The organism is Bradyrhizobium sp. SRL28 (genome assembly GCF_018596315.1).
Classification (GTDB): Bacteria; Pseudomonadota; Alphaproteobacteria; order Rhizobiales; family Xanthobacteraceae; genus Bradyrhizobium.
This window is the reverse complement of sequence record NZ_JAHEAG010000001.1, coordinates 665839-689944: the sequence shown is the minus strand read 5'-3', so window position 1 is coordinate 689944 and position 24106 is coordinate 665839. Positions and strand designations below refer to the sequence as shown.

The following is a 24106-nucleotide window of genomic DNA, read 5'->3' as shown; positions in this document are numbered from 1 at the left end:
CAATCCATTTGCGCTTCGGCCGATAGCGCATTAATTTGTCAACAATTTCCATGAGGACAGTGATGCGAAAGGGATTTTCATGAGCGTGCGCCCTCAAGCCAAGGACAAGCCGGCGGCGGCTTCTTTCCAGTGGGACGATCCGTTCCTGCTCGACGACCAGCTCACCGAAGACGAGCGCATGATCCGCGACACTGCGCGCGCCTATGCGCAGGACAAGCTGTTGCCGCGCATCGTCAAGGCCTATCTTGAAGAGAAGACCGACCGCGAGATCTTCAATGAGATGGGAGAACTCGGCCTGATCGGTATCACGCTGCCGGAGGAATATGGCTGCGCCAACGCGAGCTACGTCGCCTATGGCCTGGTGGCGCGCGAGATCGAGCGCGTCGATTCCGGCTACCGCTCGATGAATTCGGTGCAGTCGTCGCTGGTGATGTATCCGATCTACGCCTATGGCGACGAGAACCAGCGCAAGAAATACCTGCCGAAGCTTGCCACCGGCGAGTGGGTCGGCTGCTTCGGCCTGACCGAGCCGGATGCCGGCTCCGATCCCAACGGCATGAAGACCCGCGCCGAGAAAGTGTCGGACGGATACCGGCTGACCGGCAGCAAGATGTGGATTTCCAACGCGCCGATCGCCGACGTCTTCGTCGTCTGGGCGAAATCCGCCGCGCATGACAACCAGATCCGCGGTTTCATTCTTGAAAAGGGCATGAAAGGCCTGTCAGCGCCGAAGATCGGCGGCAAGCTTTCCTTGCGCGCCTCCATTACCGGCGAGATCGTGATGGACGGCGTTGTGGTGCCGGAGGACGCGCTGCTTCCCAACGTATCCGGCCTGAAGGGCCCGTTCGGCTGCCTCAACCGCGCCCGCTATGGCATTTCCTGGGGCGCCATGGGCGCCGCCGAAGACTGCATGCACCGCGCTCGCCAATACACGCTCGACCGCAAGCAGTTCAACCGGCCGCTGGCGGCAACCCAACTGGTGCAGAAAAAGCTCGCCGACATGGAGACCGAGATCGCGCTCGGCCTGCAGGCCTCATTGCGCGTCGGCCGCCTGATGGACGAGGGCAAGATGGCCCCGGAAATGATCTCGATCGTCAAGCGCAACAATTGCGGCAAGGCGCTCGACATCGCCCGCGTGTCCCGCGACATGCACGGCGGCAACGGCATCCAGATCGAGTATCACGTGATGCGCCACACCGCGAATTTGGAAACCGTGAACACCTATGAAGGCACCCACGACGTCCACGCCCTGATCCTGGGCCGGGCGATCACGGGTATTCAGGCGTTTTCGTAAAGGTTGTTAGAAAGCACGGCTGTGGCCTCATTTTCCGCTGTCATCGCCCGCCTTGTGCGCGATTGCGCACTGGGGCGGGCGATCCAGTACGCCGCGGCCTCTCGTTTCATCTCGAACGTCGGTGTTTACTGGATACCCCGCCTTCGCGGGGTATGACGACTGAGCATGTGTCGCGACGCCACTTAGGAACTGCCCCATGGCCGAAAACGACGACATCCCGTTCAACCGCGACTTCCCGCTCAAGCCGGGTGTGGTCGATGAAGCCCGCCCCGGCGTGCGGCGGGTTCTCTGCAACAATCCGAGCCCGTTCACCTTCACCGGCACGGTCAGCTACATCGTGGGCAAGGGCAACGTCGCGATCATCGATCCCGGCCCTGATAACGAGGCGCATGCCAAGGCGCTGCTCGAGGCCGTGCGCGGCGAGACGGTGACGCATATTCTCGTCACCCATACCCATCGCGACCACTCGCCGAATACCGCGCGGATCAAGGCCGCCACCGGCGCGCCCGTCTATGCCGAGGGGCCGCATCGTGCCTCGCGGCCGCGCTTCGAGAGCGAGAAGCACAATCCGGAATCCGGCGCCGACCGCGATTTCAGGCCCGACATCGAGGTCAAGAACGGCGACATCATCGAAGGGCAGGGCTGGGCGCTGGAGGCGGTGGCAACGCCGGGCCACACCGCCAATCATCTGGCGTTCGCGTGGCCGGAGCGAAAGATCAATTTCGTCGGCGATCACGTGATGGGCTGGTCGACCTCGATCGTAGCGCCCCCGGACGGATCGATGATCGACTACATGGCCTCGCTGGCGCGGCTGGAAGCCCGCGAGGAGGATCTGTATTTCTCAGGGCACGGGCCGGAAATTCCGGAAGGGCCGCGTTACGTCCGCTTCCTGACCCGGCACCGCCAGGCCCGCGAGGCCTCGATCCTGCATCGCCTCGCCAAGGGCGAGGCCGACATCCCGACCATGGTGCGCGCGATCTATATCGGCATAGACCCGCGGCTGACCAACGCCGCCGGCTACTCCGTGCTGGCCCATCTTGAAGACCTGGTCACACGCGGGATCGTGGCGACCGACGGCGATCCGGTGATCGGGGGTACGTACCGGATGGCGTAGGCGCGAATGGCGAATAGGGAAGGGCGGCTTGGATACCACTCGCTATTCGCCCTCTCACTTCTTCACTGTCTTCGCCGGCGCCTTCGCCGGCGCTTGCGGCTTCTTCTGCGCCGGTTTGGCGTTGTCAACGGCCGAATTGATCTCCTCGATCAGCTTGGAGACGCGTGCGGCATTGCTGCCGAGGTCGCTTTCGAAATAGCGTGAGGAGGAACGGATATCGACGCGCGAATCCTCGCCGTCGGGCGTGATGCGGATCGAGATGTCTTCGCGGAATCCCATGATCGGCGTCCGCGCCACCGCCTCGATGCGGCCGATGCGGCGCGGCGGCTGCGGCGGCCGTTCGTCGATCACGAGCCATTTGCGCTTGGTGATCAGCGCCAGCGTCACCTCATAGGCGCGCTGCGGGGGGACTTCGAGCTCCACCGTCTCGATATCGGGATAAGCGATCCGCTGCTGTTCGGCCGAATAGAGCCCGGCATAAACCGCGGAGTTGGCGCCTTCGCCGCTGCGCAGCCGCGCCAGCGCCTCGAAGCGCGGCGGATCGATCGGATCGGTGGTGATGTCATGGATCGGCGGCAGCTTGCGGTATTGCAAAGCGAGGTAGGCCGGGTAGGCAAGCAGGATGGTGTTGATCAGGAACGCCAGCAGGATCCGGCCCATGCCGCGCGACCCGTTCTGCCAGATCGCGGCAAAGGCGGCGAGGCCGACCAGGATGGAAAGAACCGCAAGCGCCAGCGCGCCGAAAAAGGTCGCCAGCGCCGGCTTCATCTCCAGGAAGCCGAAGCGGACGATGAGGATCGAGACCACCACCGCGATCACGGCAAAGATGGCGAGGTTGCGCGACCAGGTGGCGAGGCTGGACACGGGCTCCGACTGGTAGGGAGCGGAAAACCTTCGGGCCATCGGTAAATCTGCCGGGTTGGAGTCTGTCTGACCGGCGGGCGGGCCGGGCTGCAAACTCGCAGCTTGAGACCACGGCGGAGCGCGAATTTCAAGGTTTGTGCGGCATACTTCTTGTTTGACGCGTTTTCTTGACGCGAACCGGGTGTCCACTTCGCTCGAAAACGCTACTAATCGGGCAGTGGGCTGATGCCAGCAACCCTGCCGGTTAACTATCCCTGTAAATTGATTATTAGTTGTATATTGAAGTTGGTCCAACTTTCGTCTACCTCTCGCCGCTGGGTTGTCGTATTTGCCGCAAGACGGGACTGTCCTGCACGGGACACGGCGGACGCCAACCCAAGGGGGAACGGCGGGCGTCAGCCGTAAGCGCTGCAGGATGATCTCAACTTCCGGTTCATGTTACTGGGCGAAGCCGTAAGCTTGCGGTTGCGCCCTTCCGGAGTTTCAGAGATCATAGGCGCAACGGCATACGTCCGCGGGGTGGCGGAAAGCCCCATCAGGGCGAGTGTTCAGTATGAGTGATGCAAAGCACGAACGAAATGTCGGTCCGAACGATCCGGAATACTATGCGCCTCGCGAGATGAGGGAGCGGCCGGCCAGCGAGCAGCCGAGCCCGACGCTCATGCCGAACGATGGATGGCGTCCGCGAACGCCGACGGAAGGACCGTCCGTGCAGCCATTTGGCAAGCCTCCACGCCGCCAGGATTCCGAAATGTTCACCAAAGCCGTTGCGCAGGCGATGCAGGAGGCGAGAGACGTGGCGCCCGTCGAAGCGCCCTCCGTGCTCCGTGACCTGTCGGGTCGGCGTGCGCTGCTCCAGCAGGTCATCCGCTTCTCGATCGCGGTGGCGATTGCGGCGAGCATCGCGACGCTTCTCGTCATGGCCATTCCGTCTTCGCAACGCCCCGCCGGCCAGGACAGTGCGTCCCTTGCGGCCGCCTGGCAGTCGGTAAAATCGTCGGTTACCCCGGCGCCACAGCCGGCGCCGCCAACGAAGCGTACGGCGACCCTGGCTGTGCAGGACGGCAGCGGCTTCGCCAACGATCCTCTGCCGCTCGGAATTCACGTCGGCGCTCCGCCGCCCGGCGCGTTCGTATCCATCAACGGACTGGCTGCCGGCGCGCGGCTGACGTCCGGCAAGCGCAGCGGTTCCAGCGAGTGGCGCGTGCCGGCAACGGAGATTTCCGGCGTTTCGGTCATTCCGCCGGAAGGATTCACCGGCCAGATGCTGGTCACGGCGGAATTGCGTGACGGTGGCGGCGTGGCTCTCACCGGTAGCTCCACGCGGCTGACCTGGCAGGCAGCAGCGCCAAGCCTTGCCACGGTGGCGCAGCCGCCAAGGATCGCCGTAGCGCCGCCGCCAATGTCCGTGGCGCCGCCGGTGGCCGTGGTGCCGCCGCCAGTCGTCGTGCCGCCGCCGGTCGCCGTCGCACCGCCGGTCGCCGTGGCCACGGCCGTGCCGTCGGCAATCCCGACCCCGCCGCAGGCGGAGGTCGTGCGCAGCCTCGATCCGAGGGAAGTCGCTGCCCTGATCAAGCGCGGACAGGATCTGCTCGCCGGCGGCGACGTCCAGTCGGCGCGGCTGTTGCTGATGCGCGGCGCCGAAGCGCGCGATGCGCGGTCAGCGTTGCTCGTCGGCACGACCTATGATCCGGCGCTGCTCAGGCAGATCGGCGCTGACGGGCTGGCGGATATCGCGCAGGCCCGCACGTGGTATCAGCGGGCAAAGGAATGGGGCGAACCCGACGCGCAGCGAAAGCTGGAAGCGCTGGCGCTATCGCGCTGATTTCGACGCGGCGCGTCGCACGCGCCCGTCAATTGCACCGGAGCTTCCCGATCATGTGAGCCAGGCGGAGGCCAGCCTCCGCCGCTGTGTGCGGACCTATCCGCGAAAATTGGCGCAAACGGCGGCGCTACGCGTTGTCACCGCGCATCGTCCAACTGCGAGATGATGAACTCGGTGAAGGCCTTGACGCGTGGCGCGCGGTGACGGCCGGGCACCGTCACGACATGGATCGGAAACGGCTCGCTCAGATGGGTGTCCTCCAGCAGCGAAACGAGCGTACCCTCCTGTATCGCGCGCGCCACCACGAAGTCTGCCAATCTCACGATGCCCAGCCCCGCTACCGCAGCGTCGAGCAGCAGGTCGGCATTGTCGCTTGCAAAGCTGCCTGAGATGGCGAGCCGGTTGATGCCTTCATCGGTGTGGAACGGCCATTGACTGAATTGCGCAAAGCCGGTCGGCGTCAGGCAATTGTGCTGCAACAGATCGGGGGGTACGCGCGGTGAACCGTGTTTTTTCAGATAGAGCGGGCTGGCGCAGATCAAGCGTCTGGCGTCGGTGATCTTGCGTGCCACGAGGGTCGAGTCGCCAAGCCATCCGGAGCGGATGGCCACATCTACCTGCTCGGCGACAAGATCGATCTGCCGGTCCGAAACGAGAAGCTCGACGGTGATGTCAGGATAGCGGGCGAGGAAGAGCGGAAGTGCGGGACCGAGTATCTGTTTGGCATAGGTCGTTGCGACACTGATCCTCAAATGGCCGCGCGGAGCCCGGCTTGCCGCCGTGATCTCGGCTTCCGCGGCCTCGATCGACGCCAGTATTTCCCGGCTCCGGGCGACGAAAAGCTCCCCTTCGGCGGTCAAGACCAGGCGGCGCGTGGTGCGCGTCCGCAGACGGACGCCCAGCCGGTTCTCAATGCGGGTCACGAGCTTGGAGAGTGCTGACGGCGTCAGCCCGAGGTCGCCTGCCGCCGCGGCGAAGCTGCCGCGTTCGATCACGCGCACAAAGGCATTCATCTCGGCGGAAGCGCTATTCATGAACCTGTTTCACGAATGAAATGAAACCATAGAGGATTATCAAGCTTAGAGAAAGGAATAAAGATGCTGCACCATTCATGGAGGCCATGACGATGTCAGCGGAAAATAACTGGAGCGGCGGTCGCAGGCGGCCTGGTGGCGGTGATGCTGTCCTGCGCCATCCCAATGGCAGCATCGATATCGGAGTTTACGCAGCGATCGCGCACCGTCAGCGGGCCGCAGCCATAACGTCTTCGATGCTGTCAGCGGTTCGACTGATACGGGGGGCCTGGGCGGCCATCACCGTCCGCCGCGCTCACCAACAGGCCGCTGCCGCAAAACCCTGCGGTTGATATCGAGAAGATGGACGGAAAGCGCCGAGGGATTTTCTCGGTGAAGCTGCCGAAAATACCAAACGTTCAGCCAGCCAACACCGGCGTGCAATCACTTCAAGCGTGATTCACGCCGGTTCTTTTGATTGGCTGTCCCTCCCGGCAGGGAAGGGACAGATCCGGATCACGCCGCCGCGTTCGGAAAGCGGTAGCTCTTGAACTGGTCGCGCAGCGCGGTCTTCAGGATCTTGCCGGTCGCGGTGTGGGGAATGCCGTCGACGAAAGCGACGTCATCGGGCATCCACCATTTCGCGATCTTGCCATCCATGAATTTCAGGATCTCCTCGCGCGTCGCCTGCTGGCCGGCCTTGAGCTGGACGATCAGCAGCGGACGTTCGTCCCATTTGGGATGATAGATGCCGATCACGGCCGCTTCCGCGACCGCGGGATGGCCGACCGCGAGGTTCTCCAGGTCGATCGACGAAATCCATTCGCCGCCGGACTTGATGACGTCCTTGGAGCGGTCGGTAATCCGCATATAGCCGTGCTCGTCGATGGTCGCGACGTCGCCGGTGTCGAAGAAGCCTTCGTCGTCGAGGATATTGTTGTCGACCTTGAAATAGGCCTTGGCGACCGCGGGGCCGGCCACCTTGAGCCGGCCAAAAGTCTTGCCGTCCCACGGCAGCTCCTTGCCGGCATCGTCGGTGATCTTCATCTCGACGCCGAACGGCGGATAGCCCTGGGTCTGCAGGATGTCGAGCCGCTCCTCGCCGGTGAGTTCGGCGAACGGCGGCTTCAGCGCGGCGACGGTGCCGATCGGGCTCATCTCGGTCATGCCCCAGGCGTGGCGCACGCGAATGCCCATGTCGACGAAGGACTTGATCATCGAGCGCGGCATCGCCGAGCCGCCGCACACCACGCTCTTCAGGTGGGGCAGCTTCAGATTGCCGGCCGCCATGTGATTGAGCAGCATCAGCCACACGGTCGGCACGCCGGCGGTGTGCGTGACCTTCTCGGTGTCGAGGAGTTCATAGACCGAAGCACCGTCGAGCTTGGCGCCCGGCATCACGAGCTTGGTGCCCATCGAAGGCGCGGAGAATGCGATGCCCCAGCTGTTGGCATGGAACAACGGCACCACCGGCAGCATTGTCTCGGCGGCGCTGGTGCCGAGAGCGTCGACATTGTTGGCCATCAACCCGTGCAGCACGTTGGAGCGGTGCGAATACAACACGCCTTTCGGATCGCCCGTCGTGCCCGAGGTGTAGCACATCGCGGCTGCGGTATTTTCGTCAAAGTCCTTCCATTTGAACTTGCCGTCGGCTTCCGCGATCCAGTCCTCATAGGCGACCGCGTTCTTCAGCGTGGTCTGCGGCATGTGGGCCTTGTCGGTCAGCACGATGTAGCGTTCGACGCTGGGCAGGCTGGCGGCGATCTTTTCCACGATCGGCACGAAGGTGATGTCGACCATCACCACGCGGTCCTGCGCGTGGTTGATGATCCAGGCGATCTGGTCGGGGAACAGCCGCGGATTGACGGTGTGGCAGATCGCGCCGATTCCCATGATGCCGTACCAGGCTTCGAGATGGCGCCAGGTATTCCAGGCGATTGTGGCGACGCGGTCACCGAGCTTGATGCCGTCGCGGTCCAGCCGTTGCGATACTTTCAGCGCGCGTGCATGAATTTCGGCGTAATTGGTGCGATGAATGGGACCTTCGACAGACCGCGTGACGACTTCTTGCGTGCCGTGATATTTCGCCGCGTGTTCGATAATCCGATGGCACAGCAAAGGCCAGTCTTGCATCAATCCGAGCATACGCACTTTCCTCCCGATGGTTTATTCGTTGCCGCACGATCCGCGAACATTGCTGACGGATCGGGGTTAAGTTCATGGAATTGAGATGAACTTTACCGCGCAGAAAGCAAGCCGAAAATGGGCTAATGGCGTCTTTGGCCGCATTGGAGCGGCAATGGTTACCGCTGCCATGGCGGTGCTCTTGATTGGCATGCCAGTCGAGCCGGCCTGGGCGGCGAAAACCTCGCGCGCGGCCCCGTGGGACGACCTGTTCAAGCATTTGCAGCCCCGCGCGCGAGGAAAGGCGCGCCACGTGGTTGTGCCGCTGCCGAAGCCGCGTCCCGCCGAGGCGACATCTGCCGAGCCTGAGGAGCCCGCCCGGAAAGGGCAGGCGTCGCCTGAGAACGACAAGGCCAAGCAACAGGCCGCGCCCGCGCCGCAGCCCGCGCCACAGCCATCGGCCTGCCGGCTGGCGCTGACGGACGAAGTCGCCATTGCGCCCAGCATCCCCGACATCAAGGGCGCCGGCGGCTGCGGGGGCGAGGATCTGGTGCGGCTGGAGGCGATCGTGCTGCCGGACAAGCGGCAGGTTTCGGTGAAGCCGGCGGCGATCCTGCGCTGTAAGATGGCGGCAGCTCTGGCCAACTGGATCCGCAGTGATATCGCGCCGCTGGCGGAGCGCCTCGGCACCGCCGTCTCCAATCTCGACAATTTCGACTCGTTCGAGTGCCGCGGCCGCAACCGCATCGTCGGCGCCCAGCTTTCCGAACATGGCCGCGCCAACGCGCTCGACGTTCGCGCCTTCAAGTTCACCGACGGCAGCACGATCTCGCTGACCGACCGCACCGTGCCGCGGGGATTGCGCGAAAGTGTGCTGCATTCCGCCTGCACGCGGTTCTCGACCGTGCTCGGCCCGGGCTCGGACTGGTACCACGAGGACCATATCCATCTCGACCTGATGGAACGGCGAAACAATTACCGGATCTGCCAGTGGGATGTGTGGGACTCGCTGCCGCAAAAAGCGCCGCTATTGCCGGCCGAGCGGCCCGACGAAGCGCCGCCGCGCGAGGTCGCCGCCAAACCGGACGATGCCAAGTCTGGTGCCAAGTCTGAAGCCAAGTCCGATGCGAAGTCCGATGCGAAGTCTGTTGCCGAGCCGGGCGCCGAAAAATCGGATGCCGAGAAATCGGATGAGGCCGCGCCGCCGCGCGAGGAGAAGCCTGCAAAGAAAAAGCGCCGGCAAAACCGGCGCTCTTGATCTTCGACTGCGGTGTAACCGGCGTCGGCTACTGCGGCATCGGGCCGCTGCTGCCGCCGCCCTGCAGCGCCATCTTGGAATTGTACGGCGAGTCGCCCTGCTTGGGTTCGAGCACGACAACCACCGTGCCCTGCTTCACCCGGCTGTAGAGGTCGATGACGTCCTCGTTGGTCATGCGGATGCAGCCCGAGGAGATCGAGGCGCCGATATATTCCGGCTGGTTGGTGCCGTGGATGCGGAACAGGGTGTCCTTGTTACCCTGGTAAAGGTAGAGCGCGCGGGCGCCGAGCGGATTGTCGACGCCGCCGGGCACGGAGGCAGGCAGCCCTTCGATGCGCTTGTGGATGTCGGCCGTGGGCGTCCATTTCGGCCATTCCGCCATGTTGCCGACTTTGGCGATGCCGGAGAACGCGAGGGCTTCCTCGCCGACGGTGACGCCATAGCGGATCGCCTTGCCGCTATCCTGGACCAGATAGAGGTAATGATTATCGGAATCGACGACGATGGTGCCGGGCTGTTCCTTGCGGTGATAGTCGACGATGGCACGGCGGAACGGCTCTGCCGGCTTAACCGCGGCGTAGCGCGCCTTGGCGAGCTGCGCCTTGTCGTTCGGCTTGAGGGTGGCTTCAGGGGCGGCCTGATAGGTGGTTGCCGGCATACAGCCGGACAACGCAAGGCCGACGGCGAACAACCCCAGGATTACTTTCAGCGACGACATGGCACACTTCCAATCGAAGATCTGGCGTTCGCAGCAACAATCTTGTGCCAAAAACGCGACGATTCCATTAATCCCAGTATCCGCAAAAACTGGCATTTATGCCAGCATTTGCGTGCCCGTTCGGCGCTGCGGAAGGCTGGCTGTGGCTTTTGTGCCGCAAATTTTGTGAGTTCCGCTTGGTTTCTGTGCAGGGGTGGTGCCGGGGACAAATCCGGGCCGCGTCGACGCCACCCCTCCGCCATAGATGCCACCTCGCTGCCACAAATATGGATCGGCGGTTAATGCGCCCGTCATGAAGCGCTTGCCAGAATCGGGTTAGTGCCGCTGGGTAGCCATAGCGTTTTCAAGCGAAATGGGTACCGATTCGCGTCGAGAAAACGCGTCAAGACAAGAGCAAGACAAGAGACTGCCGCCCCGTTCTGGAGTTGCCCATGTTTTCGGTGTTTGTTCCCTCCGAATCCACCCTGAAGAAGCTCCCCGCCGCGGATCCGGCGGCGCTGCCGGACAATGCGGTCTGGATCGACCTGTTGAACCCGACGCTGGAGGAGGACCGCGCGGTCGAGCGGCTGGCCGGCATCGCGATACCGACCCGGGAGGACATGCAGGAAATCGAGATTTCCAGCCGGCTCTATATCGAGAACGGCGGCCGCTACATGACGGCGACGCTGATGTGCCAATCCGACACCGACATGCCGAAGACCACGGCCGTTACCTTCATCCTCGCAGGCCACCGCCTTGTGACGGTGCGCTACGACGAGCCGAAGCCGTTTGCCCTCGTCGAGCACAAGCTGGCGCGCTCATGCATGCCCGCGATATCGGGCGAAATGGTGCTGATGGAACTGCTGGACGCGGTGATCGACCGCTGCGCCGACATTCTGGAGCGCGCCGGCGCCGAGGTCGATCAGGTCTCCCACGACATCTTCGAGCCCGAAAGCGCGCGCCATGGCCAGGCCAAGCGATATTCCCAGATCCTGATCGCGATTGGGCGAAAGGGGGATTTGGTCTCGAAGATCCGGGAGAGCCTGGTCTCGATCGGCCGCGTCGTCACCTTCCTGTCGGCGGTGGTGGAAGGTGCCAAATGGTCCAAGGACATGCGCGAGCAGCTCAAGACCATGCAGCGCGACGTCGTCTCGCTGACCGACCATTCGTCCTATCTCTCCAACAAGATCACCTTCACGCTCGACGCCATGCTCGGCGTCGTCAATCTCGAGCAGAACAACATCATCAAGCTGTTCTCGGTGATGGCCGTTGTCCTGATGCCGCCGACGCTGATCGCCTCGATCTACGGCATGAACTTCAAGGCGATGCCGGAACTCGAATGGGCGCACGGCTATCCGATGGCGCTGTTCTTGATGCTCATGGCAGCCGTGCTGCCGTACTTCCTGTTCAGGTGGAAGAAGTGGCTGTAGAGCAGCGGTTCCCTGCGGCTCCACACCTGCGAAGATCGGCTCAACTCCACCGCTAAAATTTGAGCGGTGCGCTGAACGAATGGTCGAAACTTGTCTGCGATAACGTGTCTCTCAGGCCGCGAGGATCCCATGGTTGAGAAACTCATAATGTCGCCACGCAACGTCATCGATCTTGCGCGCTATCAGCAGGGCCGCGTCGTTGGCAAGGCGCAGGCGTTCTCGACGCGGCTTTGCCGGCATTGCGGTGCTGTGCTGGCGGACGGCGAGAACGAGGACGAGTGTTCGAGCACGTTCAATCTCGAAGCTGCGGCGTTGCGGACCGCGACGCGTAAGTTTTACGCGGAGTGAACGGCACGAGGTCGCGTAGGGTAGGCAAAGGCGCGCTTGCGCCGTGCCCACCACTTTGATCCGCTGAAAGAACGGTGGGCACGCTTCGCTTTGCACACCCTACGAGACCGTCAATTCCTAAACGTGCTGGCCGCCGTTGATGTGGATCTCGGCGCCGTTCACGTAGGAACTGGTTTCCGTGCACAGCACATAGATGATCTTGGCGACCTCGTCCGGTGTGCCGAGCCGGTGCATCGGAATCTGCTGCTCGACGATCTTCTCGGTGCCCGGCGACAGGATCGAGGTGTCGATCTCGCCTGGCGCGATCGAGTTGACGCGGACGCCGACGCGGCCAAAGTCGGAGGCCATTTCCCGGGTGAGTGAAGCAAGCGCCGCCTTCGAGGTCGCATACGCGACGCCCGCGAAAGGATGCACGCGCGAGCCCGCGATCGAGGTAACGTTCACCACCGCGCCCTTTGCGTGCTTCAATTCCTCGATCAGGCCGCGCGCCATCATGATCGGGGCGAAGAAGTTGACGCGAAAAACATGGCTCCAGGTTTCGATGTCGGTGTCCATGGTGCTGAGCCGGCTGCCATCCGGCGCCTTCGGCGAGATCGCGGCGTTGTTGACCAGCGCATGCAACTCGTCGTTCTCCAGCCGCTTGCGGATCTCGGAGATCGCGCGCGTGGTATCGGCGTGGTCGGCGAGGTCGACCTCGATGTGGTCCTCCGGGCCGGCGCCCCACGGGCAGACTTCCGGAAAGGCGTGCCGCGAGCAGGTGATGACGCGCCAGCCGGCGGAGGAGAACCGGATCGCGGTGGCGTGGCCGATGCCGCGGCTGGCACCGGTCAAGAGCAGCGTGCGCCGCGGCGCGTTGGATGAAGGGGGCATGTGGGTCTTTCAGCTTTGAACAGCGTCTAGGTTCGTGGCATCAGGGATAGAGCCGCACCTTGCTCCAGGCTTGTGCCGGCGCATCGCGGTGGAATTCGATGCGGTCGTGCAGGCGGAACGGGCGGTCGTGCCAGAATTCGAAACGCGAAGGGTGAATGCGCCAGCCGCTCCACCCTTGAGGGCGCGGCACTTCGCCGATCATGTATTTGGCGGCGACTAGCGCGATCGCCTGCTCGAAGGCAAACCGGCTTTCCAGCGGCTGCGACTGCTTGCTGGCCCAGGCGCCGATCTGCGCCTGCTTCGGCCGCGTGGCGAAATAGGCGTCGGCTTCCTCCGAGGTCACGGGCGACACGTTGCCGCGGATGCGGACCTGACGGCGCAGCGACTTCCAGTGAAATAGTAAAGCCGCCTTAGGATTTGCGGCGAGTTCGCGGCCCTTCTGGCTGGCGATGTGGCTGTAGAACACGAAACCATCCGCATCATAGCCCTTCATCAGCACCATCCGGACATCCGGCAGCCCGTCCGAGTCAACGGTGGCCAGCGCCATCGCGTTCGGATCGTTCGGCTCGGACTTCACGGCTTCCGCAAACCACTCGGCGAACAGCGCAAACGGTTCCTCGGCCGCGGTAAAATCACCCGATATTAACGGTGCCGGGTGTTTGATGGAGGTCGTGTCCGTCATGTCAGGAGTCCCAGTTGCGCACCTTCGCGTCCCAGAGCGCGTTGCAGCCCCGATACGGGCTCGCCCTATATAGGGCATGGGGACGCGTTGGCCTATCGGCGATCGGGCCGACGGGAGCCGCGATGACCTTGATTTTGATCGGTCTCAGCTCGGGCGGCTGCAGCCTGTCGCGCCCGGACGCCTACGCCAAGATGGACGCCACTGACGTCACGGGTTCGCTGGCCAAGCAACCGGGCAACCCGCCGGTGCCGACCGAGAGCGATCTCGCCTTTGCACGCACCGCCGCCTCCGACGTGCTGACCAAGGGCGACAAGGATTCCAGCCAGCCTTGGGCAAATCCGGAAACCGGCGCGCGCGGCTCGGTGACGCCGCTGTCCCAGGCCTATTCCGCGGACGACGGGCGCACCTGCCGGGATTTCCTGGCGAGCTACGTCAACGGCCGCGCGGAAAGCTGGCTGCAGGGCGCTGCCTGCAAGGCCGGCCAAGGTCGATGGGAAATCCATACGATCAAGCCCTGGACGAGGGGATAAACCAGCCTTCCAGCCGTTGCAAAAATGCAACTGGCTCCCCAGATAAAGCCAAAGCGGACGAATTGCTCTAAGCTTCAAAAACCGAATTCCCGTGAAGGAGACCTGACGGATGCGCGACCCCTATGAGGTCTTGGGGGTGCCGCGGGGCGCCAGCGCTGCGGCGATCAAGAGCGCCTATCGCAAGCTCGCCAAGAAGCATCACCCGGATAGCAACAAGGATGATCCGAAGGCGGCTGCGCGCTTTTCCGAGATCAATTCCGCCAACGAGATCATTGGCGACGAGGACAAGCGTAAGCAGTTCGATCGCGGCGAGATCGACGCCGAGGGCAAGCCCCGCTTCCAGGGTTTTTCTGGTAGCGGCTTTGGCGGCGGCGACCCGCGCGGCCGCGCCGGTGGGCCCGGCGGCTTCGAGTCCTACAGCTTTCGCACCGGTGGCGGTCCCGGCGGCGCTGGCGGGGCGGGCTTTGAGGATATCCTCAACAGTATGTTCGGCGGTGCGGCCCGCGGCGGCGCGGGTCGGGGCGGACGTCCGGGCGGTGGCAGGACCTTTGAATTCGACACCGGCGGGATCGGCCTCGATCTCGATCTGAATGTCGCGATGACGGTGTCGCTGGAAGAGTCGGTCAAGGGCGGGGAAAAGCGTGTCCGTCTGCCGACCGGCAAGGAGCTCAACGTCAGGATTCCGGCGGGCGTCACCGCCGGCCAGCAGATCCGGCTGAAGGGGCAGGGCGAAACCGCGCCGGGCCACCCGCCGGGTGACCTCCTGATTACGGTCAGCATCGCGCCACATCCTTTTTTCAAGGTCGATGGCAGCGATTTGCGGCTGGATCTGCCGATTACGCTCTATGAGGCGGTGCTGGGCGGCAAGGTCCGGGTGCCGACCCTCGGCAGCGCGGTCGAACTGTCAATTCCGAAAAATACCTCCAGCGGCCGCATTTTCCGCCTCAAGGGCAAGGGTCTGCCCAAAGCGGGGGGAACCGGAGACCTGTTCGTCACTACCCGAATAATTCTGCCTGACGGGAACGATGCCGAGCTTGAGGCATTGATGGAAAAGTGGCGCGACGGCCACCCTTATAATCCGCGCAGCGATTTCGGCTGAGTCGAGCGATTCGGCCGCGATTCGCGGCACGAAAACACGCGTCGAGCAGTACGGGGCCTGGCAGGAATTTTTCCCAAAAAATCGGCCTATTTCCCGGAGAACAAAGGGTTTTCCGGAAAAAGGGGCGGCCTCGAAAGGGGGACCAGCGCGGTACCAAACCCCGATCGAGGCCGCTTGCGCCGATCGGCGGATCGAGCGCTACTCATTTTCGCGTGATCACCCGGTGCATTAATGAGACGCGCTGGTGGTTTCATTCCAGATTTTCGATGTCAGAATTGGGACAAGCGGCGCGGTGTTGCCAATCTGCCGCTTTTTCTCGCCGGTAGCCCGGATGAAGCGAAGCGCAATCCGGGAACATTCCACCCGGTCGCACAGATCCCGGGTTTCGCGGAGCCTGTCATCGGGCGCGCGTTCGCGCGACCCGTTGGCTTCACCCGGGCTACGGTTAGCTCTTCTTCTCCATCTGATCGTAGACCGCCTGGGCAACCTGCGTCAGCCGCCCCCGATCGGCGCCGGTAGACACCACCGCATAGACGACGCCGTCATCGGCCCAGAACAGCGTGCTTTCCTTGCCTTCCGCTGCGAATCGCATCTGGGTCGCCTCGGCGCTCGATTTTGCGGTGTAGATCGTGAAACGTTCGCCCGAGGCGCTCTCATACATCATGAAGGATGCCGGACCACCGGAACCCGGCAACAGCCGCCCGCCGACCAGTTTTAATCCGGCGCCCGCCAGTTCGGGCGCGCGGACGACCCAGCCGCAGCGCTTGGTCAGCCACTGCTGCAGATGGCTGCGTTCGCTGCCCGGCACCTCGACGGGATGGCGCACTTCCACCACGTAAAGCCGGTGCGCTTCGATCGCGTGCACCGTCAGGTTTTGGAAGGCCGAGGGCGCTGCCGTCGCGCCGCGCGCGAGCCAGCCGACGCCACCGCCGACGATGAACGCCGCCAGCGTGGCCGCGATCGCGCCGTACACCCATTTGCGCGGCTGTTGCACCAGCCGCTCGATCTCGAGCCGCTTCGGCACCGCTTCGTCGACAATGGAATCGTACCGGGCATGCAGCGCTTCCGCCATCGTGCGCCACGACTGCACCCGCGCGGCATCGTCGGGATGCGAGGCGAGCCACGCCTCGACATCGCCGCGGCGTTCCGCCGGCAGCTCGTTGTCGACGTAAGCATGCAGCTCGTCTTCGGTGACGGGAATGTTGCGATCGGTCATCGTTGTCGTCTCTGTCTCTTCCTGATCCTGCGTCTAGTCTCTGATCCGCCTGTACGTTACGTTTTCTTCATTTCACCCGCCGCAGCGCCGTACGCTCGCCTTCGAGCGAAGCTTTGACATGCGCGCGTGCGCGGGCAAGCCGGGACATTACGGTGCCGATCGGCACGCCCTGGATGTCGGCGACCTCGCGGTAACTCAGTCCTTCCAGCATCACCAGCAGCAGCACGGAGCGCTGCTCTTCCACCAGACTTGCGAGCGCGCGGGCGATGTCGCGGCCCTCCGCCTCGGTGCCGCTGGCGTCGGGGTTGTTGTCGAGCAGCGGCATGAATTGCGGCCGCCGCGCCAGCGACCGCCGCCGGTTCTTGTTCAAATTGGTCAGGATCGTATAGAGCCAGCTCCTGACGTCGCCGCCGAGAAACAGCCGTTCCGAACGCAACGCGCGCACCAGCGTGTCCTGCACCAGATCGTCGGCGATGTCGGCATCGCGCGCGAGCGCACGTGCATAGCGGCGGAGCGCCGGAATCATGGCTTCGACACTTTGACGAAACGCGCTCATCAGTACCAGATTGCAAGAGTTGCAAGAGTCATGAGGCGCGAACGCCTTACCCAACATAACACCCAATCGGGGTGTCTATTCCAGCATTGAGGCCTACCTGAAGCGGCGTTAATCCGGAAGCCGATTTAGGCTCGACCGCGCCGGAGTGCTGGTGTACCTCCAAGCCGAACTGGGAAGCTATCTCGCTCTCCAATTCGGTTGCGAAGGAATAGCCTGATAGTCCGATGCCCGCCCCCGTGATCTACTACATCCGCCATGGCGAGACGTCGTGGAATGCGGAAGGAAGGCTGCAGGGTGCGCAGGACATTCCGCTGAACGATCTCGGCCGCAGGCAGGCGGCCCATGCCGGCAATGTTCTGGCCGATCTCCTCAAGCGCGATGGCCGCGACAAGTCTTCGCTGCCGTTCGTCGCCAGCCCGCTCGGCCGTGCGCGCTCAACGATGGAATTGGTGCGCAGCGCCTTGGAGCTGCCGCCGGAAGAATATGCGCTCGACGACCGCCTGCGCGAGATCGGCTACGGCGTCTGGGAGGGCTCGACGCTGGCCGAGATGCAGGCCGCCGATCCCGTGCTGTATGCCAGGCGGCTGACGGCGAAATGGACGATGGCGCCGGAAGGCGGCGAGACCTACGCGGAAGTGCAGGCCCGGATGCGCGACTGGTACGATTCCGTGAAGGGCGACACCGTCGCCGTGGCCCATGGCGGCACGGCCCGGGCGCTGATGGTGGCGCTGGGCATCGAGACACCGCAGAGCGCCGCCGACCTATTGATCGAACAGGGCGCGGTCTACGTGTTCCGCGACGGGGGTTTGCGGAAGTATAGTTAAGGGCGATGTTTAACACCGTCATTCCGGGTTCGATGCTTCGCATCGCCCCGGAATGACGGTTGCGAGTTTGACCACCGTTTCCCCGCGCGTTACGACAGTCAGAACTGACTTACGAGCCAAGCGAGCCAAATGTCCCACAACACCTTCGGCCATCTGTTCCGGGTCACGACCTTCGGCGAGAGCCACGGGATCGCGATCGGCTGCGTGGTCGATGGCTGCCCGCCGCTGATCCCGCTGACCAATGAGGACATCCAGCACGATCTCGATCGCCGCCGTCCGGGACAATCGCGCTTCACCACCCAGCGCCAGGAGCCGGACGCGGTAAAGATCCTGTCCGGCGTGATGGCCCATCCCGAGACAGGCGTGCAGGTGACGACGGGGACGCCGATCGCGCTGCTGATCGAGAACACCGATCAGCGCTCCAAGGACTATTCCGAGATCAAGGACAAGTTTCGCCCCGGCCACGCCGACCTCACCTATGAGGCCAAATACGGCCTGCGCGACTATCGTGGCGGCGGCCGTTCGTCGGCGCGCGAGACGGCTACGCGCGTGGCGGCCGGTGCCATCGCGCGCAAAATCCTGCCTGACGTGAAGGTGCGCGGCGCGCTGGTGCAGATGGGCCCGCACAAGATCGACCGCGACAAATGGGACTGGGACGAGATCGCGCGCAATCCGTTCAATTGCCCGGATAAGGACAAGGCCGCGTTCTTCGAGCAATATCTCGACGGCATCCGCAAGAGCGGCTCCTCGATCGGCGCCGTCATCGAAGTGGTGGCTGAAGGCGTGCCGGCGGGGTGGGGTGCGCCGATCTATGCCAAGCTCGACGGCGAGCTGGCGGCCGCGATGATGAGCATCAACGCGGTGAAGGGCGTCGAGATCGGCGCGGGCTTTGGCGCCGCCGAGTTGTCCGGCGAGGAAAACGCCGACGAGATGCGCACCGGCAATAACGGCACGCGGTTTCTTTCCAACAATGCCGGCGGCGTGCTCGGCGGCATCTCGACCGGCCAGCCGGTGGTGGTGCGCTTCGCGGTGAAGCCGACCTCCTCGATCCTGTCGCCGCGCAAGACGGTGGATCGCGCGGGCGCCGATACCGACATCATGACCAAGGGCCGCCACGACCCCTGCGTCGGCATCCGCGCGGTGCCGGTAGGCGAGGCGATGATGGCCTGCGTGCTGGCGGATCACTTCCTGCGCCATCGCGGGCAGGTCGGCGGGTAGATTTTGTAGGGCGGATTAGCGTTAGCGTAATCCGCCTTCAAGGACCGCAACGCGGCGGATTACGCCTTCGGCTCAATCCGCCCTACAGACTCATGGCGTCTGCGATCTTTTCCGCCGCCATCAGGACCGGAAAATTGGTGTTGGCGCATGGCACCACCGGGAAGATCGAGGCATCGACCACGCGCAAACCCTGCACGCCCTTGACCCGGCCTTGCGTATCGACAACCGCCATCGGATCGTCCGCGCGGCCCATCCGGCATGAGCACGAGGCATGCCACACGCCGATCGCCGCCTTGCGCACGAAGGCTTCGAGCGCCTCGTCGTCGCTCATGACCTGCTCGAACGTAAAACCTTCGACGATGAAATTGTCGATCATGGCGTGACGCAGCGCCGCCGGCCCGTCCATCAGGACAGCGGCAATGGCGGTGAGGACCTTGTTCTTGGTATTGACCACGCCGATCTTTCGCACGCGGTCGGAATACGAGGCCGGGAATGGCTTGTCGGTGACCGCCTTGAGCGGCGCGCTCATCTGCAGCGCCGCCATCTTGCGAAAGCCGCTCATCAGGCGGTCGAGATCGCGCCTGTCGGACAGCAGGTTGAACTCGACAACTGGTTCTGCGCGCGGGTCGCGCGAGGCGAGTTTGACCTGCCCGGTCTCGGAATAGGTCTTGTTGACGAAGGTGAGCAGCGAGGCGATCTGCTCGCCGACCGAGTGCCAGGCCGACTTGGTGAGAACGGCGACGAACATGTCGCCGGCAGGTACGCCCGGAAGCCCCGAGGAATAGCGCAGCCCCATCTGGATGTGGCGTCTGGTGTGCTCGTTCATGCGCGCGCCACGGCGGACATAGGACGACAACGCGATCGACGGATGATCCATCAGACCCTGGCCGACACCCGCGAGGCCCGTCAGGACCGGAATGCCCATCTCCTTCAGATGCCCGACCGGTCCGATGCCGGCGCGCAAGAGATGCGCCGGCGAATGAATCGCGCCACATGAAAGAATGATTTCGCGACCACGGAATTCCTGTTCCCTTCCATCGACCAGCGCTTTCACGCCGACGCATTGCGTGCCCTCGAACAGCAACTCCCTGACCTGCGTGTTGGTCGATATGGTCAGGTTGGCGCGCTTACGCGTTTCGCGATCGAGATAGCCCATCGCGGCCGAGACACGTTGCTCGTCCTGATTGGAGTGTGTCACGGGGAAGTAGCCGTCTGTGAACTCGCCGTTCTGGTCGGGCAGGAACGCAAAGCCGGCGAGCTTGCAGGCCTCGCCCATCGCTTGCGAATGCCGGGTCCAATGCGCCTGCGGAATGCGGCGGACCGGGATACGGCCGTCTTTGCCGTGGAACGGCCCGTCGAAATCGAGGTCGCGCTCGACCTTCTTGAAGTAGGGCAGCACGTCCTTCCAGTTCCAGCCCGCGGCGCCGCGGGCTTCCCACTCCGCGTAATCGGTCGGCGCGCCGCGATTGGCCATCTGACCGTTGATGGAGGACCCGCCGCCCAACACGCGCGCCTGCTCATACTTGCGCAGCGGCGGGCGGCCTTCATCGGGGTTGTTGTGGCTGACGACCTGGGTGGTGACCTTCAGTTCGGTCCAGTGGAAGCGCGGATCGAAATAGGCCAGTCCTGAATAGCTGTCGCGGATCTCGGGCGGCTCGTTGCCGGGCGGCATGTCCTGGCCTGCTTCGCAGAGCAGGACTTTGTTGGCACTCCCAGTGGATAGCCGGTGGGCCATGACCGAGCCCGCTGATCCGCCGCCGACGATGATGATGTCGTACACTTTTGACGTTTCCTTTTGTTTTTGCGCCGTAAAGCTAGCTCAGCTCCGTCGCCGGGTCACGCCGGCTGTCGTGGGAGCGCGCTTGACGCGCGCTGCAGTTGCGCGGCAAATACCGGCGCCATGAATGCCTCAGAACTGCAAAAGCTGATCGATTGGCTGATTGACGGCGGGAGGTCGGCAACCAGCCCGACCCGATTTATGGCCGAGTGCTGCGAACGGATGGTCGCGGCCGGGCTGCCGTTGTGGCGCGTCGGCGTCTTCGTCCGCACCCTGCATCCCGAAATTTACGGGCGCAATTTCATCTGGAAGCCGGGCGCCGAGGTCGAGGTCGGAACAGTCGATTTCGGAATTCTGGAATCTCCGGATTTTCACAACAGCCCCCTGAAGATCGTTTTCCAGGAGGGGCTGGAAGTTCACGCCCGCATCGACGACCCCGCAAGCAAGCGCTTTCCGATTATCGAGGATCTCCGCGCCGAGGGTGTCACCGATTACACCGCGCTGCCGCTGTTTTTTACCGACGGCACCATTCATGCCACGAGCTGGACCACCAAGCAGGCCGGTGGCTTCACCGAAGAACAGATGGCGGCCCTGCATGGGCTGATCACGCCGCTATCGCGGGTGATCGAGATCATCAACTGGCGCCGCATGGCGGCGAGCCTGCTGGACACCTATGTCGGCAACCGCGCCGGCGAGCGTATCCTCGGTGGCCAGATCAGGCGCGGCCACACCGAGACGATGAATGCCGCGATCTGGCTGTCCGACCTGCGCGGCTTCACCTCATTGTCCGATCGCGTGCCGGCGGAAACCGTGGTCGACGTCCTGAACAATTACTTCGACTGCCAGGTGACCGCGATCCGGAATCATGGCGGCGAAGTGCTGAAATATATGGGCGACGGCCTGCTCGCGGTTTTCCCGATCGACGAATATGTCGGCGACGAGCAGCAGGTTTGCTCTCGGGTCCTCGAAGCCGCCCAGGAATCCCGCGCCAGCGTCGCCGACTTGCAGTACCCGATCGGCGACGCCGTCGAACGATTTCGCTTCGGCGTCGCGCTGCATGTCGGACGGATTCTCTATGGCAATATCGGCGGCGGCAACCGGCTCGACTTCACCTGCATTGGACCGGCGGTGAATCTGGCGGCGCGGCTGGAAAAGATCGCCAGCCAAACCAAGCGCACCATCGTGGCGTCAGAAGGGTTTGCCGGCATTTGCCGGGGAGGCTGGAGCGATCTCGGTGAGTTTCCGGTCGCCGGCTTCGCCAAGGCCGCGCGCGTCTATGGTCTGGCCGACGAGACGTCGGCGGCGTGATGCCGTAGCCCGAATTACGCTGCGCTCCATCCGGGCTACGGAGATGTCACTCTTCCGGCTCGGTCGTGAACAACAGCGGGTAGCCCTTGGCGCGGCCGGCGTCGGTGGCGCGGGTCGCCTTGGTCTCGGCGACGTCCTTGGTGAACACGGCAACCACGCAGACGCCGCGCCGGTGCGCGGTTATCATCACCTTGTGGGCCTGGTCCTCGGTCATGCGGAATTCGGCCTTCAGCACCGTGACGACGAATTCGCGCGGCGTGTAGTCGTCGTTGATCAGGATCACCTTGTGCAGGCGCGGCCGCTCGGTCTTGGTTTTGACCTTTGTTTTTGGCGTGGCGGTGGTATCAGCCATTCCAGCATAGTCCCGAAGCGAGCGAATTCCGGCGGGCCCGCCGCGCTCAGTTGGCGCGGCAGTCCGCCAGACGGTGCGCCATGGTCTGATCGCCGCGGCTGACGGCCGTCTCGATCAGTTTACAGGCTCCAGGCCGGTCCTGAAACTGGGCGTTTGCCGAGAGTTTCAGCTCGATCAGGGCCTCCATCGCACCGGGTTCGTCGAGTTCCGCGGCTTCAACGGCATCGTAGAGCGTGCGCTTGGGATGGCCGACCCGCGTTTGCGGAAATTCAGCAAGCAGCCGCACGACCTGCATGCGGGCGTTAAAGTCGTAGGAGCTGGCGCGGTCGATCAGGTTGACCGCCTCCTGAATGTCGCGCGGCACCAGTTTGCCATCGAGGGTGAGCTGCCCGAGCATCCCTTTTGCCATCCAGCTATCGGACGTGCCTTTCAGCAGCGACAGCGCGCGCTTGGGATCGGCCGGGCCGCCTTCGCCCGCGATCAGCATTTCCGCGAGCGTCGCGTCTGTCGCGCTAATCATTCAATTCGGTAGCGCACAGGCTCATCGCTGCGCGGGAACCTGCCGAGCAGGCCGGCTGTGGACGAAGCCTGATCCTAACCCGAATGTGAAGAACAAATGATTTCAGCGCTTTGCGTTGGCCGTTTTGCATGTCACCATCACTGTCGTTCGACGGGAGGGCCGCTATGCGCTGGTATGTCTCGATCGGGGTCGTGCTTATCGCGGGCGTGCTCGCCGGCGGCGATGTGGCGGGTATTGCCGCGCCGTATCAGACGAACCGGCCGGGCCACCAGCCGAACGCCGTCAGCCGTCAACTGGCCGACAAGGAAACCAATCCGACCGTCGACGTCGAACTCGTCCTCGCCGTCGACGTTTCCTATTCGATGGACCTGGATGAACTCGCGCTGCAGCGGGAGGGTTACGCGCAGGCGATCGTCTCCAAGGAATTTTTGCAGGCGCTGAAGACCGGTCCGAACGGCCGGATCGCGATCACCTATTTCGAATGGGCGGCATCCACCGACCAGAAGATCATCATCCCCTGGCGCGTGATCGACGGGCCCGAAACGGCCGACGCCGTCGCCAATGAAATCGTCAAGACCCCGATCCGCCGCGCCTCGCGCACCTCGATCTCGGGTGCGATCAACTTCGCCATGCCGCTGTTCGACGAGAACCCGCACCGCGGCCTGCGGCGGGTGATCGATATTTCAGGCGACGGCCCGAACAACAACGGCGCACCGGTCGTCATCGCGCGCGACGCCGCGGTGGGAAAGGGCATCGTCATCAACGGCTTGCCGATCATGGTGAAGGAGCCGTCTTACTCCACCATGGATATCGACAACCTCGATTTCTATTACGAGGACTGCGTCATCGGCGGCCCCGGCTCCTTCGTCGTCACGATCAAGGACCGCGACAAGTTCAAGGAAGCGATCCGTACCAAGCTGCTGCTCGAAATCGCAGGCCGCACCCCGGAGCGCCCCGTCGTGCCTGCCGCCGGCAGGGAGCCGCGCGTCAATTGCATGATCGGCGAAAAGATCTGGCAGGACCGCTGGGGAAGGTGATCGTTCTTACCCTCCCCTGGAGGGGGAGGGTCGACGCGCGTGCAACGCGCGGCGGGGTGGGGTGAAGGTCTCTCCACATCCAACAGCGCCCGAGTGGAGAGACCGTCACCCCACCCCGTCTCGCATTTCGCTACGCTCATGCGAGCCGAC

The 24106-nt window shown here is 63.7% G+C and carries 23 protein-coding genes; 12 read left to right on the top strand and 11 right to left on the bottom strand.

The features are described from left to right. Positions 1 to 79: 79 nt before the first annotated feature. Positions 80 to 1294 (top strand): acyl-CoA dehydrogenase, encoded by a 1215-nt coding sequence (locus KIP88_RS03410; RefSeq protein WP_214486425.1) that lies wholly within the window; start codon positions 80 to 82, stop codon positions 1292 to 1294. A 196-nt stretch (positions 1295 to 1490) separates the two neighbouring features. Continuing rightward, positions 1491 to 2408 carry an MBL fold metallo-hydrolase gene (locus tag KIP88_RS03405; RefSeq protein ID WP_214486424.1) on the top strand — a complete coding sequence of 306 codons (918 nt, stop codon included), beginning with the start codon at positions 1491 to 1493 and terminating at the stop codon, positions 2406 to 2408. Between the two features lie 54 nt (positions 2409 to 2462). Here the strand turns inward: KIP88_RS03405 and KIP88_RS03400 are convergent, their stop codons facing one another. After that, on the bottom strand, positions 2463 to 3311 hold the full coding sequence (locus KIP88_RS03400) for a DUF1499 domain-containing protein (protein ID WP_214486423.1): 849 nt from the start codon (positions 3309 to 3311) through the stop codon (positions 2463 to 2465). A gap of 514 nt (positions 3312 to 3825) precedes the next feature. Between KIP88_RS03400 and KIP88_RS03395 the strand changes: the two genes are divergently transcribed. Next, positions 3826 to 5097: a hypothetical protein gene (locus KIP88_RS03395; protein WP_249790467.1), complete on the top strand. Its 1272-nt coding sequence runs from the start codon at positions 3826 to 3828 to the stop codon at positions 5095 to 5097. 137 nt (positions 5098 to 5234) lie between these two features. On the opposite strand, the gene KIP88_RS03390 is transcribed toward KIP88_RS03395, so the two are convergent. Continuing rightward, positions 5235 to 6131, bottom strand: coding sequence for a LysR family transcriptional regulator (locus tag KIP88_RS03390; RefSeq protein ID WP_249790466.1), 897 nt, complete (start codon positions 6129 to 6131; stop codon positions 5235 to 5237). 495 nt (positions 6132 to 6626) lie between these two features. Next, positions 6627 to 8255, bottom strand: coding sequence for a fatty-acid--CoA ligase (locus KIP88_RS03385; RefSeq protein WP_214486422.1), 1629 nt, complete (start codon positions 8253 to 8255; stop codon positions 6627 to 6629). Between the two features lie 85 nt (positions 8256 to 8340). Between KIP88_RS03385 and KIP88_RS03380 the strand changes: the two genes are divergently transcribed. Continuing rightward, entirely contained in the window at positions 8341 to 9492 is a 1152-nt protein-coding gene (locus KIP88_RS03380) for an extensin family protein (RefSeq protein WP_214486421.1), read from the top strand. Between the two features lie 28 nt (positions 9493 to 9520). On the opposite strand, the gene KIP88_RS03375 is transcribed toward KIP88_RS03380, so the two are convergent. Next, a complete protein-coding gene (locus KIP88_RS03375; RefSeq protein ID WP_214486420.1) occupies positions 9521 to 10210 on the bottom strand; it encodes a L,D-transpeptidase in 690 nt (229 codons plus the stop codon). Between the two features lie 431 nt (positions 10211 to 10641). On the opposite strand from KIP88_RS03375, the gene KIP88_RS03370 reads away from it, so the two are divergent. Together KIP88_RS03370 and KIP88_RS03365 are read left to right on the top strand one after the other, a co-directional pair. Then, positions 10642 to 11619, top strand: coding sequence for a magnesium transporter CorA family protein (locus KIP88_RS03370; RefSeq protein WP_214486419.1), 978 nt, complete (start codon positions 10642 to 10644; stop codon positions 11617 to 11619). A 129-nt stretch (positions 11620 to 11748) separates the two neighbouring features. Beyond that, complete coding sequence (locus KIP88_RS03365; RefSeq protein ID WP_214486418.1) at positions 11749 to 11967, top strand: hypothetical protein; 219 nt, start codon at positions 11749 to 11751, stop codon at positions 11965 to 11967. 117 nt (positions 11968 to 12084) lie between these two features. On the opposite strand, the gene KIP88_RS03360 is transcribed toward KIP88_RS03365, so the two are convergent. Continuing rightward, positions 12085 to 12837: an SDR family NAD(P)-dependent oxidoreductase gene (locus KIP88_RS03360; protein WP_214486417.1), complete on the bottom strand. Its 753-nt coding sequence runs from the start codon at positions 12835 to 12837 to the stop codon at positions 12085 to 12087. Positions 12838 to 12877: 40 nt separating this feature from the next. After that, a complete protein-coding gene (pdxH, locus tag KIP88_RS03355) occupies positions 12878 to 13519 on the bottom strand; it encodes a pyridoxamine 5'-phosphate oxidase (RefSeq protein ID WP_214486416.1) in 642 nt (213 codons plus the stop codon). A 122-nt stretch (positions 13520 to 13641) separates the two neighbouring features. Here pdxH and KIP88_RS03350 point away from each other — a divergent pair, with 122 nt between their 5' ends. After that, entirely contained in the window at positions 13642 to 14049 is a 408-nt protein-coding gene (locus KIP88_RS03350) for an RT0821/Lpp0805 family surface protein (RefSeq protein WP_214486415.1), read from the top strand. A 109-nt stretch (positions 14050 to 14158) separates the two neighbouring features. Continuing rightward, positions 14159 to 15148, top strand: coding sequence for a DnaJ C-terminal domain-containing protein (locus KIP88_RS03345; protein ID WP_214486414.1), 990 nt, complete (start codon positions 14159 to 14161; stop codon positions 15146 to 15148). Positions 15149 to 15593: 445 nt separating this feature from the next. Here the strand turns inward: KIP88_RS03345 and KIP88_RS03340 are convergent, their stop codons facing one another. Continuing rightward, a complete protein-coding gene (locus KIP88_RS03340; protein WP_214486413.1) occupies positions 15594 to 16364 on the bottom strand; it encodes an anti-sigma factor in 771 nt (256 codons plus the stop codon). Between the two features lie 67 nt (positions 16365 to 16431). Beyond that, the gene (locus KIP88_RS03335) at positions 16432 to 16920 is read right to left on the bottom strand and encodes an RNA polymerase sigma factor (protein ID WP_214486412.1); all 489 of its coding nucleotides are present in this window, start codon (positions 16918 to 16920) and stop codon (positions 16432 to 16434) included. Positions 16921 to 17144: 224 nt separating this feature from the next. On the opposite strand from KIP88_RS03335, the gene KIP88_RS03330 reads away from it, so the two are divergent. Both KIP88_RS03330 and aroC read left to right on the top strand, forming a co-directional pair. Next, positions 17145 to 17744: a histidine phosphatase family protein gene (locus tag KIP88_RS03330; protein ID WP_214486411.1), complete on the top strand. Its 600-nt coding sequence runs from the start codon at positions 17145 to 17147 to the stop codon at positions 17742 to 17744. A 129-nt stretch (positions 17745 to 17873) separates the two neighbouring features. Beyond that, complete coding sequence (aroC, locus tag KIP88_RS03325; protein WP_214486410.1) at positions 17874 to 18962, top strand: chorismate synthase; 1089 nt, start codon at positions 17874 to 17876, stop codon at positions 18960 to 18962. Positions 18963 to 19044: 82 nt separating this feature from the next. Here aroC and KIP88_RS03320 read toward each other — a convergent pair whose 3' ends face one another. Beyond that, the gene (locus KIP88_RS03320) at positions 19045 to 20742 is read right to left on the bottom strand and encodes a GMC family oxidoreductase (protein WP_214486409.1); all 1698 of its coding nucleotides are present in this window, start codon (positions 20740 to 20742) and stop codon (positions 19045 to 19047) included. Positions 20743 to 20862: 120 nt separating this feature from the next. Here KIP88_RS03320 and KIP88_RS03315 point away from each other — a divergent pair, with 120 nt between their 5' ends. Then, the gene (locus KIP88_RS03315; protein WP_214486408.1) at positions 20863 to 22047 is read left to right on the top strand and encodes an adenylate/guanylate cyclase domain-containing protein; all 1185 of its coding nucleotides are present in this window, start codon (positions 20863 to 20865) and stop codon (positions 22045 to 22047) included. A gap of 46 nt (positions 22048 to 22093) precedes the next feature. Here KIP88_RS03315 and clpS read toward each other — a convergent pair whose 3' ends face one another. Then, a complete protein-coding gene (gene clpS, locus KIP88_RS03310) occupies positions 22094 to 22399 on the bottom strand; it encodes an ATP-dependent Clp protease adapter ClpS (protein ID WP_214486407.1) in 306 nt (101 codons plus the stop codon). A gap of 46 nt (positions 22400 to 22445) precedes the next feature. Continuing rightward, positions 22446 to 22886 carry a hypothetical protein gene (locus KIP88_RS03305; RefSeq protein ID WP_214486406.1) on the bottom strand — a complete coding sequence of 147 codons (441 nt, stop codon included), beginning with the start codon at positions 22884 to 22886 and terminating at the stop codon, positions 22446 to 22448. 197 nt (positions 22887 to 23083) lie between these two features. Here KIP88_RS03305 and KIP88_RS03300 point away from each other — a divergent pair, with 197 nt between their 5' ends. After that, the gene (locus tag KIP88_RS03300) at positions 23084 to 23956 is read left to right on the top strand and encodes a DUF1194 domain-containing protein (protein WP_214486405.1); all 873 of its coding nucleotides are present in this window, start codon (positions 23084 to 23086) and stop codon (positions 23954 to 23956) included. Positions 23957 to 24106: the final 150 nt, after the last annotated feature.